Source organism: Arthrobacter sp. IK3 (assembly GCF_051337705.1).
Lineage (GTDB): Bacteria > Actinomycetota > Actinomycetes > Actinomycetales > Micrococcaceae > Arthrobacter_B > Arthrobacter_B koreensis.
This window is the reverse complement of record NZ_JBPPSW010000005.1, coordinates 259,153-271,020: the sequence shown is the minus strand read 5'-3', so window position 1 is coordinate 271,020 and position 11,868 is coordinate 259,153. Positions and strand designations below refer to the sequence as shown.

At 66.0% G+C, this 11,868-nt stretch carries 13 protein-coding genes and 7 tRNA genes; 9 read left to right on the top strand and 11 right to left on the bottom strand.

Annotated features, from left to right (window positions below):
- Both ACSLGO_RS09125 and ACSLGO_RS09120 read left to right on the top strand, forming a co-directional pair.
- The coding region (locus ACSLGO_RS09125) for an HNH endonuclease (RefSeq protein WP_436400955.1) at window positions 1-733 on the top strand (733 nt) is incomplete at its 5' end.
- Window positions 734-1,046: 313 nt separating this feature from the next.
- Window positions 1,047-1,535: an FBP domain-containing protein gene (locus ACSLGO_RS09120; RefSeq protein ID WP_436400954.1), complete on the top strand. Its 489-nt coding sequence runs from the start codon at window positions 1,047-1,049 to the stop codon at window positions 1,533-1,535.
- A 1-nt stretch (window position 1,536) separates the two neighbouring features.
- Here ACSLGO_RS09120 and ybaK read toward each other — a convergent pair whose 3' ends face one another.
- From ybaK to ACSLGO_RS09105, 3 genes are read right to left on the bottom strand one after another with little or no spacing between them, the layout of a single operon-like run.
- Window positions 1,537-2,055 carry a Cys-tRNA(Pro) deacylase gene (gene ybaK, locus ACSLGO_RS09115; RefSeq protein WP_325786395.1) on the bottom strand — a complete coding sequence of 173 codons (519 nt, stop codon included), beginning with the start codon at window positions 2,053-2,055 and terminating at the stop codon, window positions 1,537-1,539.
- Window positions 2,056-2,060: 5 nt separating this feature from the next.
- A complete protein-coding gene (locus ACSLGO_RS09110; RefSeq protein ID WP_386916470.1) occupies window positions 2,061-2,588 on the bottom strand; it encodes a SufE family protein in 528 nt (175 codons plus the stop codon).
- 39 nt (window positions 2,589-2,627) lie between these two features.
- Window positions 2,628-3,533, bottom strand: coding sequence for a sulfurtransferase (locus ACSLGO_RS09105; protein ID WP_091605338.1), 906 nt, complete (start codon window positions 3,531-3,533; stop codon window positions 2,628-2,630).
- A 144-nt stretch (window positions 3,534-3,677) separates the two neighbouring features.
- Here ACSLGO_RS09105 and zapE point away from each other — a divergent pair, with 144 nt between their 5' ends.
- A complete protein-coding gene (gene zapE / locus ACSLGO_RS09100; RefSeq protein ID WP_263128856.1) occupies window positions 3,678-4,733 on the top strand; it encodes a cell division protein ZapE in 1,056 nt (351 codons plus the stop codon).
- 102 nt (window positions 4,734-4,835) lie between these two features.
- Here zapE and ACSLGO_RS09095 read toward each other — a convergent pair whose 3' ends face one another.
- The 7 genes from ACSLGO_RS09095 to ACSLGO_RS09065 form a co-directional block, all read right to left on the bottom strand.
- Window positions 4,836-5,093 (bottom strand): antitoxin, encoded by a 258-nt coding sequence (locus tag ACSLGO_RS09095; RefSeq protein ID WP_091605334.1) that lies wholly within the window; start codon window positions 5,091-5,093, stop codon window positions 4,836-4,838.
- A 248-nt stretch (window positions 5,094-5,341) separates the two neighbouring features.
- Window positions 5,342-5,415 (bottom strand) — tRNA-Gly (locus tag ACSLGO_RS09090).
- A 43-nt stretch (window positions 5,416-5,458) separates the two neighbouring features.
- Window positions 5,459-5,530: transfer RNA gene (locus ACSLGO_RS09085), tRNA-Val, on the bottom strand.
- Window positions 5,531-5,576: 46 nt separating this feature from the next.
- Window positions 5,577-5,650, bottom strand: a tRNA-Gly gene (locus tag ACSLGO_RS09080).
- Between the two features lie 46 nt (window positions 5,651-5,696).
- Window positions 5,697-5,768 (bottom strand) — tRNA-Val (locus ACSLGO_RS09075).
- Between the two features lie 26 nt (window positions 5,769-5,794).
- Window positions 5,795-5,868 (bottom strand) — tRNA-Cys (locus tag ACSLGO_RS09070).
- Window positions 5,869-5,907: 39 nt separating this feature from the next.
- A tRNA-Gly gene (locus ACSLGO_RS09065) sits at window positions 5,908-5,981 on the bottom strand.
- 177 nt (window positions 5,982-6,158) lie between these two features.
- Between ACSLGO_RS09065 and ACSLGO_RS09060 the strand changes: the two genes are divergently transcribed.
- The 6 genes from ACSLGO_RS09060 (at window position 6,159) to rpe (ending at window position 10,947) form a co-directional block, all read left to right on the top strand.
- A tRNA-Val gene (locus ACSLGO_RS09060) sits at window positions 6,159-6,233 on the top strand.
- Window positions 6,234-6,309: 76 nt separating this feature from the next.
- Window positions 6,310-7,200 carry a cytochrome gene (locus ACSLGO_RS09055; protein ID WP_386916471.1) on the top strand — a complete coding sequence of 297 codons (891 nt, stop codon included), beginning with the start codon at window positions 6,310-6,312 and terminating at the stop codon, window positions 7,198-7,200.
- Between the two features lie 69 nt (window positions 7,201-7,269).
- Window positions 7,270-7,842, top strand: a complete 573-nt coding sequence (gene def, locus ACSLGO_RS09050) for a peptide deformylase (RefSeq protein WP_263128858.1) — start codon at window positions 7,270-7,272, stop codon at window positions 7,840-7,842.
- A gap of 8 nt (window positions 7,843-7,850) precedes the next feature.
- Window positions 7,851-8,780, top strand: coding sequence for a methionyl-tRNA formyltransferase (gene fmt, locus ACSLGO_RS09045; protein WP_263128859.1), 930 nt, complete (start codon window positions 7,851-7,853; stop codon window positions 8,778-8,780).
- Window positions 8,777-10,261 (top strand): RsmB/NOP family class I SAM-dependent RNA methyltransferase, encoded by a 1,485-nt coding sequence (locus ACSLGO_RS09040; RefSeq protein WP_152274363.1) that lies wholly within the window; start codon window positions 8,777-8,779, stop codon window positions 10,259-10,261. The genes fmt and ACSLGO_RS09040 overlap by 4 nt, the downstream gene beginning before the upstream one ends.
- Before the next feature lie 14 nt (window positions 10,262-10,275).
- Window positions 10,276-10,947 (top strand): ribulose-phosphate 3-epimerase, encoded by a 672-nt coding sequence (gene rpe / locus ACSLGO_RS09035; RefSeq protein WP_436400953.1) that lies wholly within the window; start codon window positions 10,276-10,278, stop codon window positions 10,945-10,947.
- Here rpe and ACSLGO_RS09030 read toward each other — a convergent pair.
- Window positions 10,944-11,780, bottom strand: a complete 837-nt coding sequence (locus ACSLGO_RS09030) for an SMP-30/gluconolactonase/LRE family protein (protein ID WP_325786390.1) — start codon at window positions 11,778-11,780, stop codon at window positions 10,944-10,946. The two genes, rpe and ACSLGO_RS09030, sit on opposite strands and share 4 nt — an antisense overlap.
- Window positions 11,781-11,868 lie beyond the last annotated feature (88 nt).

The window sequence follows — 11,868 nt, the reverse complement described above, 5'->3', positions numbered from 1 at the left end:
AGAAGTGCAGCTGGTCATCACCGGCCGGACCCTGTTCACCGACCGGCACGGGGAAACCGTGCCCGGCGTGGATGCTTCACCCGGAAGGACGGGAGAGCCCGTAGCGCCGGTAGCGCCTGGCAGGGACGCGCCCGCCTACTTCCCCGGGTACGGGATCGTCCCCGGAGCATGGGCCCGGGACCTGATCCGATCCGCCCTCGGACTTGGGAACAACCAGCAACCTCCCCCGGCGGCGGCCAGCCGGCAGGAATCTCCACCAGGTGCAGGTGCAGGTGCCGGCGCCGGTGCCGGTGCCCCAGCTTCAGCTCCACCTGACCAACAGCGAACCCCGGTGACCCTGCGGCGCCTCTACCTGGACACGGTGTCCGGGGAACTGACAGCGATGGAGTCCAAGGCCCGGGCCTTCCCGGCCGGCCTGACACGGATGATCCGCACCCGGGACCAAACCTGCCGTACACCCTGGTGCGACGCTCCGATCCGGCACATCGACCACATAGAACCCCATGCGGAAGGCGGACGCACCAGCTACGCCAACGGACAAGGACTCTGCGAAGCCTGCAACCAAGCCAAGGAAGCACCAGGATGGAATTCATCGTCCACTCCAGTCAGCTCCCGCAGGAATGACGTCTCGCCCCGGCATACCGTCCGAACAACGACGCCCACCGGGCACACTTACTCCTCCATGGCGCCGCCGCTTCCGGGCGCGGCATCCGCAATCGGCGGGGCCAACTGAGTCGGTTCGGGCAGTACCTGTTACGCTTTCTCGCATGATCGTTTCGGTACCCGGCTGCATTTGCGCAGCGGAAGGGCTGGTGGGCCTCAGGCCCTGCTGTGCGCCACGCTCCTAGCACGCACACCACCCATTGCAGGTACGGCCCCTGTCCGGCGTCCTCCGTCCCATTGCCGGTAGACGAAGCACGTCCGCACTCCGCCCACCGCTCCCGCCCCGACAGGCTGGGTCCTGGGCACGGCGAAGCCTGGAGAGCCGCCTGCACCAGCGCCCAGAGAGCTACCCTCTCCGAGCACCAGAAACGAAAGCCAAAACCATGAAAGCCCTGACTCAAGCTGCCATCCGCAAATCATTCATCAACGCCAGCCGGTCCCAGACCGCGGCAGTGAATTTCCCGGCCGATTTCGACGAAGTCGATTGGGAGAACACCGACCAGTACGGGTGGCGGGACCACAAGATGCCGCAGCGGTCGTACCTCGTCACCGAGCTCGACGGAAAACCCGTAACCATCCTTCTCCGCGCGCCGGAGCTCGTGTCCGCGGGCAGGAAGGCCATGTGCGCTCTCTGCGAGGACCTGCAAGACAACGATGACGTCTACCTGTTCGTAGCGCCCAAGGCCGGCGCATCCGGAAAGAACGGCAACTCAGTGGGAACGCTCATCCACAGCGCCTTCAGCTGTTCACGAAACGTCCGGGCGGACGTGCTCCCCACGCCCATCCACCCGGACCCGGAACTCGTCAAGGCTGAACGGATCCGCAAGCTGGCCGAACGCACCGCGCAATTCATCCAGAAGGTGCGCAGCTAGTTCAGCCCGAGTGCTGGTTCTTGTACGTCGCGATGGGTCCGGTCTGCGCTTCGGTCAGGCGGATCAGGTCGAAGGGTGAGAGCTCGATCTCGAAACCGCGCCTGCCGCCGGAAACGTAGATCAGCTCCAGGCCTTCGGCGCTGGCGTCAATGACGGCGGGGGAGTGGTGCCGCTGACCGAGCGGAGATATGCCGCCCACCACGTAGCCCGTCCGCCGTTCGGCCTCGGCGCGGTCGGCCAGGGAGACCTTGCGTACGCCCAGCAGGGAGGCGACCTTCTTCAGGTCAAGCATGGCCTCGACCGGGACCATTGCCACCGCGAGGCGGTCCCCCAGGGACACCATGAGCGTCTTGAAGACCGCTTCGGGAGGAACACCGAGCTTCTCGGCTGCTTCCAGACCGTAGGAGGCCGCCGACGCGTCATGGCGGTAGCCCATGGTGCGGTACGCGACGCCGGCAGCATCCAGTGCATGGGTGGCCGGCGTCGCGCCGTGTCCGTTCTTCCTGCTGCCGCCGGCCACGCCTTCTACCCTGCTGCGTCTGCGACGGTTGTGCCTGTGGCCTCCGAACCCGCCGAACCCGCGGAACCGGCGGCGAGTTGCTCGGCCACCTTGCGCTTGATCCGGCCCAGCATGGCGGACATGCCGCGCATGCGCAGCGGGGTGATGGCCCGGGTCAGGCCCAGCCGGTCAGGCACATCTGCCGGCACGGCGAGGATCTCCGCGGCTGAGAGTCCGTTCAGGCCTTCGTGCAGCACGCCGGCGAACCCGCGGGTGGTCGGCGCTTCAGGCGGCGCGGAAAAGAAGAGCTCCACCGGATGCTCCGGTGACTCGCCCGCTTCGACGGTCAGGAACAGCGGCGACTGGCACTCAACAACCTGTTCGAGCATTTCCGGATGGTCTGCCAGGCGCGAAGGCAGTTCCGGCAGTGAACGGGAGAACTCAAGCAGGAGCTCAAGCCGTTCAGGCTCGGTCATGGCCTGGAAATCGTCGATGATCTCCTGCAGCTCCGCCGGAACGGCCGGCTGGGCGGAGGAGGGAATAGCGGTGCTCATAGAACCAAGTACTTTCGGTTGTGGATGACTGGCAGGTCTCTAGCGCGCAGCCGGAGCAGCCCCGGGCTCTGTGCCACGGACAATCGGCACGCGCACCGCGTTGCCCCATTCGGTCCAGGACCCGTCGTAATTGCGGACCGATTCGAAGCCGAGCAGGTGCTTCAGCACAAACCAAGTATGGCTGGAACGTTCTCCGATGCGGCAGTAGGCAACGACGTCGTCACCCGCCTGGAGCCCGGCTTCACCGCCGTACAGGGCATCCAGTTCAGTCCGGCTGCGGAAGGTGCCGTCCTCGGCAGCAGCCTTGCCCCATGGCACGGACACGGCGGTGGGAATGTGGCCGCCCTTCATGGCGCCTTCGTCCATGTAATCCGGCATGTGGGTGCGTTCGCCGGTGTATTCGGCGGGGGAGCGGACGTCGATCAGCGGCCCGTTGCCCAGGTGAGAGAGCACATCGGTGAGGTAGGCGCGAACCGGGGAATCGTTGCGTTCGACGACGGGATAGTCGGTTGCGGTGACCTGCGGCTTGTCCGTGGTCAGCTCGCGGCCTTCGGCGATCCACTTGTCCCGGCCGCCGTCGAGCAGCCGCACATCTTCGTGGCCGAAGAGCGTAAAGACCCAGAGGGCGTAGGCGGCCCACCAGTTGCTCTTGTCGCCGTAGATAACCACGGTGGAGTCGCGGGTCACGCCCTTTTCGCCCATGAGCTTCGCGAATGCGGCGCCGTCAACGAAGTCCCGGGTCTCGGCGTCGTTCAGGTCCGTGTGCCAGTCGATCTTTCGGGCGCCGGGAATGTGGCCGGTGTCGTAGAGCAGGATGTCCTCGTTGGACTCCAGCACCACCAGATCCGGGTCATCCAGGTTCGCGGCCAGCCAGCCGGTGGACACGAGCCTTTCGGGGTGGGCGTAGTCGGCGAACTTCGGATTCGGATCTGCGGGCAGCGGCATGAATGGTCCCCTTTGGGTACGACGACGGGTTTACTACCAAGCCTAACGATGCGCGCGTCCTAAAACTTCCTTGGGGACAGTTCACCTGCCGCAGTGGCGTATCGTTGCTACGGCAGCAAATGCCGGTACCCCTAGCAGAATCGGATGGATGGTTTGGGCGCAGCAGGACAAGTGGAGCAGCTGGCAAAGCGGACTCCCCAGGTTTCCACGGACGAACTCTTGCAGGGATTCTTCCCCTCGCCCAGGTTCGGTGAAGTCTCCTTCGACAGCTACATTCCCGACCCGTCCCAGCCCTCGCAGGCCGAGGCCGTCGCAGCGATGCGCGCCTTCGCCGCCAGCGTCGACGCACCGGCTCCCAGCGGCTTCCGCAAACTCTTTGGTGCGAAGAAGCCCGAGACGAAGGCGGGTTTCTACCTGGACGGCGGCTTCGGCGTGGGCAAGACCCACCTCCTCGCCTCGCTCTTCCACGCTGTGGAGGGCCCGAAGGCCTTCGGTACGTTCGTTGAGTACACCAACCTCGTGGGTGCGCTTTCCTTCCGCAAGACCGTTGAGGCGCTCTCGGCGTACAAGCTGGTCTGCATTGACGAGTTCGAACTCGATGATCCCGGAGACACGGTGCTGATGTCCCGGCTCATGAGGGAACTGTCCGACGCCGGCGTCAAGCTCGCGGCGACGTCCAACACCCTGCCTGGTTCGCTGGGCGAGGGTCGCTTCGCGGCCGTGGACTTCCAGCGCGAAATCCAGGTGCTGGCGGACCAGTTCGACGTCGTCCGCATCGACGGCGAGGATTATCGCCACCGCGGCCTGCCGGAGTCCCCGCCGCCGCTGGACGACGCCGGAATGGCGGAGCGGATCGCAGCCGAGTTCGACGGCAAGACGGTGGCTGAGGATGACTTCGCGGACCTGGTGGCGCACCTGGCGAACGTGCATCCCAGCCGCTACCGCCAGCTGATTGACGGCATCGACGCCGTTGCCTGGCACAACGTCCACACCATCTCCGAGCAGTCCGTCGCGCTGCGCTTCGTGGTACTGGCGGACCGCCTCTATGACAAGGACGTTCCGATCCTTGCCAGCGGCGTGCCCTTCGACCAGCTGTTCACCAAGGAAATGATGGCCGGGGGATACATGAAGAAGTACTTCCGTGCCGTGTCCCGCCTGACCGCCCTGGCCCGTGAGGGCCAGACGGGCGAGGCATCCTAGGAGAAACCCGGCCGGCCCCGCACCGGCACCCACCGCAGAAACGACGAAAGGCCCTGGCTCCGCAGGAAGCGGAACCAGGGCCTTTTTGCCGTGCTCGGGCCTTTAGGCGGCCGGAGGAGTCTGTCCGGGCGGGTTTCCAGTATCGGGACCCTGCTTGCGGTCGAGGTTGTCTACCGCTTCGGAGGCCTTGCCCTGGATGCCGTCGATCTTGTCCGAGTACTTGCCGCCCGTTTTCTGGTCGACGAAGTCTCCTGCCTTATCGATGCCGCCCTTGACCTTGTCAGCGTTGTCGCCAACAAACTCGGCAGCCTTATCCTTCAGCAGTCCGGCCTTGCCCTTGAGCGCGTCAAATGCAGACACGGATCACCTCCTTCCACAGGGGAAACCAGATGTTTCCCGTTCCGTCCAATAGTAAGCCCCCTGAGGGTCAACGCCAAGGACTTCGCTGGGGCAGTGGAAGGCTAGCGCCGTGGAAGGCGAGTCAGTGGAGAGAGCGGGAGTGGCACCGGGGGCCGGGATCCGAAACGCGTCGCCTAAAACGCCGGAACCGTTAATCACTGTTAAACAGAGAAGGAGCAGGCCGCAATGGCCTGCTCCTTCTCTCTCTGAGCGGACGACGGGATTCGAACCCGCGACATCCACCTTGGCAAGGTGGTGCTCTAGCCAGCTGAGCTACGTCCGCAGACAAAAGGCCGGCGCTGGATTTCTCCAGTGCTGACCTTCCGTGCGCGATACTGGGATCGAACCAGTGACCTCTTCCGTGTCAGGGAAGCGCGCTACCGCTGCGCCAATCGCGCCTGATACCGTCCTGGCGCCGTAACCGGTGCCTTTACAGTACAGGAGAGCGGACGACGGGATTCGAACCCGCGACATCCACCTTGGCAAGGTGGTGCTCTAGCCAGCTGAGCTACGTCCGCAAATGAATGTCCAGCGTTCGTGTAAAACACAAGGTGCTGAACCTCGTGCGCGATACTGGGATCGAACCAGTGACCTCTTCCGTGTCAGGGAAGCGCGCTACCGCTGCGCCAATCGCGCCCATGAATGGGTGTTGCATGTAACCGTGGAGGTGGGGACGGGATTCGAACCCGCGTATACGGCTTTGCAGGCCGCTGCCTCGCCTCTCGGCCACCCCACCGTGACCAGCTTTTGAGGGCCGGCAATACAGTGACTTGCGAGCGGACGACGGGATTCGAACCCGCGACATCCACCTTGGCAAGGTGGTGCTCTAGCCAGCTGAGCTACGTCCGCATGTTGGGGGTTTTTACGGCGTTCGGCCGCTTTCCAACGAAGAAAAACTCTATAGGACGTTTCGGCGTTCGTCCAATCGGACGTGCTCCGGCGCGTTGCCTGTATCCGGTTTTGACGAGGGGCGATTGTGGGCTAGCATCTTTAGACGTTGCAGCAGTTCAAAGGCAACTCCCGCGAGGGCGATTGGCGCAGTGGTAGCGCGCTTCGTTCACACCGAAGAGGTCACTGGTTCGAACCCAGTATCGCCCACCAGCACAGGAAACAGGCACCGGACAGGCTCCGGTGCCTGTTTTGTTTAAACGTCGGAGGCGGGTGGCAGACTGTTTATATGACTGCACCAGCACTGGCCCATGCAACAGAGTTTGGGCGCATGTATTCGCGCTCCCTCACCGAAGCTCCGGCGGTTCCGTCCATTACCACTGTCATCGCCCAGGGCAGTACCTCACTGGATGGCTGGCACAGCTACATGGCCGCCAATGCTGCCGTCAAGCATCCGGGCCTGCCGCTGGCGATCGGCAACTCGTCGCAGCTGCGCACCATCGTCCAGGAAGCGTCGCGCGCCTCCGAACGCTACCGCGACGCAGCGGCGGAACGCGGAACGCGCGTGCATTACTACTGTGAACAGGTTGCGCTGCGAGCACTCGACCGGCCGCACCAGGTTACGGAGGCGCGCTCTGCGCTGGCCGAGCATGGGGAACACCAGTTTGCGGACCGTTTCGATGAATGGTGGCAGCTCTACCAGGTGGAACCGGTGGCCGCGGAGATCACCATCTGGAACCACGAACTGGGCTACGCGGGAACCCTGGACCTGGTGGCGAAAATCGGCGGGCGCCTCTGCCTGATCGACTACAAGACCAAGAACACGGACCGCGACGGCCAGGTCAAGCCACTGGATGACAAGGTGGTCATGCAGCTGGTGGCCGGAATGAAAGCGGAGGAATCCCTCGTGGACGCCGCCGCAGGAACCTGGGAACCATGGGTGTACGGGCAGAGCCCGGTCCTGCTGGGAGTCGCCGTGGGACAGACAGAGGTGCGTCCCATGCGGGCGAACCCTGAGGTTCTGCCGCAGCACTGGTACAAGTTCTGTGCCCTGCGCCGGCTCTGGCAGACAAGTTACGACGCCGCTGCCGCAGGACGGGCGCTGCTCCCGATCGCTCCGCCGCCGGTGCAGGCTGCCGGTTCACACGCCGTACCTGCCGGGCAGCCCGCGTCCAACTAGACTGGTAGCCGGGCTTTGCGCCCGCGCACCACCACGCAGCACTTCGCGAGAGTAAGGAACATATTCCAGATGGCAATCCTGACGATTCGGATCATCGGCGACCCTGTCCTGAGGACCCGTGCGGAGGAAGTGACGGACTTCGGTCCGGAACTGGCCAAGCTGGTCGCGGACATGGAGGAAACCATGGACGACGTCGACGGCGCCGGCCTCGCCGCCCCCCAGGTTGGCGTCAGCCTGCGCGTGTTTACCTACCGGATCGACGGCGTCTCAGGACACGTGGTGAACCCCGTTCTGGAACTCAGCGAAGAATTCCAGGAAGACCAGGTGGAGGGCTGCCTGTCCATCCCGGGCCTGGGCTACCCCGTTCCGCGCCGCCGCTGGACCCGCGTCACCGGCCAGGACAAGGATGGCAATCCCGTCACGCTGGAAGGCGAAGGCATGCTTGCCCGGGCATTCCAGCACGAAACGGACCACCTTGACGGCGTGCTGTTCATCGACCGGCTGACAGGCGAGGACCGCAAGGCAGCCCTGCGCGCCATCCGGATGGCGGACTACGATTCGATTGCCGAACGCACCGTCACCCAGCGCGCCCAGAGCGTCGGCTCCAGCTTCGGCACCTTCGGCCAAAGCACGGGAGCGTAGCGGCAGGCATGCGGGTACTTTTCGCCGGAACTCCGGCCGTCGCCGTTCCTTCCCTGAACGCCCTGCTGGATGCGGGATTCGACGTCGTTGGTGTCCTGACCCGGCCGGATGCACCGCTGGGACGCAAGCGTGTCCTCACCCCGTCGCCGGTCGCGGCCCGGGCGGACGAACTCGGTCTCCCGGTGATCAAGGCAGACCGGATTGATGACGACGCCGTTGCCGCGATCTCCGCGCTGGCGCCCGACGCCGCTGCGATCGTTGCCTACGGGGCCCTCATCCCCGAGCGGGCACTGTCCATACCGGCCCACGGTTGGATCAACCTGCACTTCTCGCTGCTGCCGGCTTGGCGCGGAGCCGCCCCGGTACAGCACTCCGTCATTGCCGGAGACGAGATCACCGGTGCCAGCACCTTCCTGCTTGAAAAGGGACTGGACACCGGACCGGTCTTCGGGCAGCTCACCGAGAGCGTCGACCCGTCCTTGACCAGCGGGGAACTGCTCGAACGCCTCTCGCACAGCGGGGCCGTGCTGCTCGCACAGACCCTGGCAGCGATCCAGGCCGGGCGCGCCGTACCCGTTCCGCAGAGCGGTGAAATCAGCCTGGCCCCCAAACTGACGCTCGAAGACGGGCACCTGGACTGGGAGCAGCCTGCATTGGCCCTGCGCCGCAGGATCAACGGAGTCACGCCCGAACCCGGCGCCTGGACCACCTGGGACGGAGCCCGGTTCAAGATCGGTGCCGCCATTCCGCGCCCGGACGTCACGGACCTGGCTCCCGGCCAGGTGCGGCTGGGTTCCGGCAGCGCTGCCGTTGCCCTGGTAGGTACCGGAAGCAGCGCACTTGAACTTCAGCGGGTCCAGCCCGCAGGAAAGAAAATGATGTCCGGGGCCGATTGGGCCCGCGGACTGGGCCAGCGTGAGGACGTGGTTTTCGAGTGAGCAGCAACGACCGCAACGCCAAGGGACACCAGCGCAGCCGCCCGTCCGTGCGAGGCCGCACCACCGCCGCGCCGTCGCAGCGGACCCGCGCCGCGGATCCGGCCCGCCTGGTTGCGTTCGAGGTGCTCCGCGCCGTCTCCGGCGAGGACGCCTATGCCAACCTCGTGCTGCCCAAGAGCATCCGCAGGCACCGCCTGGACAAGCGCGACGCCGGATTCGCCACCGAACTTGCCTACGGCGCCCTGCGCGGCCAGGGCATCTACGACGCCATCCTGGCCCGCTGCGTGGACCGCCCGCTTGACCGGCTGGATCCAGCCGTGCTGGACGCGCTGCGGATCGGAGCCCACCAGCTGCTTGCCATGCGTGTTCCGGCCCACGCCGCACTGGACCAGACCGTTGGCCTGGCGCGGGCCGTGATCGGAGCCGGTCCATCGGCCCTGATCAACGCCGTCCTTCGCAAGGTCGCAGCACGGAACCTGGACGAGTGGACCGCCCTGCTGACCGCGGAGGAACCGGATCCCGTGAAGCGTTCGGCCATTGAGTACAGCCACCCCGAATGGATTGTCCGTGCCCTGCGCCAGTCCCTCGTCGCGCACGGCCGCAGCGTCGATGAAATTACCGACCTGCTTCAGGCCGACAATGATGCACCCGTAGTGAACCTCGTGGCCCTGCCCGGACTCGGCAGCCTGGATGAAGCCCGCGAAGCCGGTGCGGTGGACGGCGAACTGGTGAAGGACTCCGCGCTCTACGCCGCCGGCGACGTCGGACGCCTCGAATCCGTGCGCGCCGGCACTACCCGCGTGCAGGACGCGGGCTCACAGCTGGTGGCCCGTGCGCTGGCCGAGCTTGACCTGGACGGTGTTGAGCCGGATGAGGACGGCGTGGAGAAGTGGCTGGACATGTGCGCCGGCCCCGGCGGGAAGGCCACCCTCCTGGCCGCCCTGGCCCACGAAAAGGGTGCGGTGATCCTGGCCAACGAGCCGGCGCCGCACCGTGCGCAGCTGGTCCGCCAGGCGCTCGAAGCCGTTCCGGGGGAAACCTGGAACGTGCGCACCGGCGACGGCCGCACCGTGGCAGAGGACTATCCGGAAACCTTCGACCGCATCCTCGTTGACGCTCCCTGCACCGGCCTTGGTGCGCTGCGCCGCCGCCCGGAATCGCGCTGGCGCCGCCAGCCCGGCGACGTCGGCGAACTCGGCTCACTCCAGCGGGAACTGCTGACCACCGCCGTTGACGCCGTGAAGCCCGGGGGAGTGGTGGCGTACGTGACGTGCTCGCCGCACCCGGCGGAAACCAAGGCCGTGGTGGCGGACGTACTCCGCAAGCGCAATGACCTCGAGCTGCTGGACGCGGGCGCTGCACTGGACGCCGTGAGCCTGCCCGGAGCACTGGAAGCCGGCCACGAGTCCACCGCCCAGCTGTGGCCGCACATTCACCAGACCGATGCGATGTTCCTGGCCCTGATCCGCCGGAAGATTTGAGCAAGGAGAACACCGTGAGCAAGTGCTGCATCAACCCGAGCATCCTGTCCGCCGACTTCGTGAACCTGGAAGCTGAGCTGGAGCGCATCAGCGGCGCCGACGCCGTCCACGTGGACGTCATGGACAACCACTTTGTCCCCAACCTGACCATTGGGCTGCCCGTGGTCCAGCGCATCCAGGCGGTCAGCAAGCTGCCGCTGGACGCGCACCTGATGATCGCCGACGCCGACCGCTGGGCACCTGCCTACGCCGAGGCGGGCCTGGCGTCGGTCACATTCCACGTTGAGGCAGCCGCCGCACCGATCCGGCTGGCCCGGGAGCTGCGCGACCGCGGAGCCAAGGCCGGCATGGCCCTGAAGCCGGCCACCCCGGTGGAACCGTACCTGGACATGCTGCCGGAACTGGACATGCTGCTGATCATGACTGTTGAACCCGGCTTCGGCGGCCAGAAGTTCCTGGACGTGACCCTCCCCAAGATCCGCCGGGCAGCCGAAGCCGTCCGCGGTTCGGGGCTGCCGATCGCTATCCAGGTGGACGGCGGAATCGCTCCGGATACGATCGAGCGCGCCGCCGAAGCGGGTGCCAATGTGTTCGTTGCCGGATCTGCGGTGTACGGCACGGGGGACCCCAACGAAGCGATCGCCAAGCTCCGGAATCAGGCAAACGCCGTAAACCGTCCGGTCTAGGGAACTGCCTGCGGCCTCACCCGCTGCACCATGACCCGCCCCGTCTTCTCCCAGCCGGGATCCATTGCCTGCGGCCACTGGGCAGTCATCATGAACAGCAGTCCGCCGTCATCACCGCCTGCGGCGCAGGAGAAGCATCCGTCCTCCAGCTGCACGGTCTGCAGGACCTCGCCGCCCTCCTGGACCCGTACGCAGCGCTCACCGGGAACCTCGGCGAACCAGATGCCGCCGCTGCCGTCCCAGCTGATGCCGTCCGGAGCGCTGCCCGCCACCGCGGCCCACGGCTGGGGTGGGCCGAGCGTTCCGTCCGGCCGGATCCCGAAGGATGTCAGCCTTCCGGCGTTGGATTCGGCCACCACCAGCGACCTACCGTCGGCAGAGACCAGCATGCCGTTGGGGAACGCCAGGTTGCCTGCCACGGACTGGATGGTTCCGTCGGGACGGATCAAGGCGATCAGACCGTTCTCCTGCGGTTCCCCCGCGTAGTCCTGGCCGATTCCATTGACGTAGACATTCCCGGAAGGGTGCACGGCTATCTCATTCCAGGGGTGCGGGGAGAGGCCTCGCAGGCTGGCCATGGGAACCAGGCCGGCGTGCGGAACCTCCACCAGCACCGCGCCGTCGGACCCTGAAACCACCGTCATCCGGCCGTCCGGCAGCCAGTCGAAAGTGATGGGAAAGGACGGCACCCCGGCCACGCGGCGGACATTCCCGGCGGCGTCGAGCGCTGATATGGTGCCGGCGGTCCAGTCGGCGAAGTAGAACTCCCCGGCGTGCCAGCGGGCGGACTCTCCCATGCCCAGTCCGGAAACCAGCGTTGTTGCCTGCGCCATTGCGGGGCACCTCCTGCACCTGTGGGCGGCCTGCAAACGCCTTCAGTATGCGTCGGCGCGGGCATGCGGGAACAGGGGTAACCGCCGG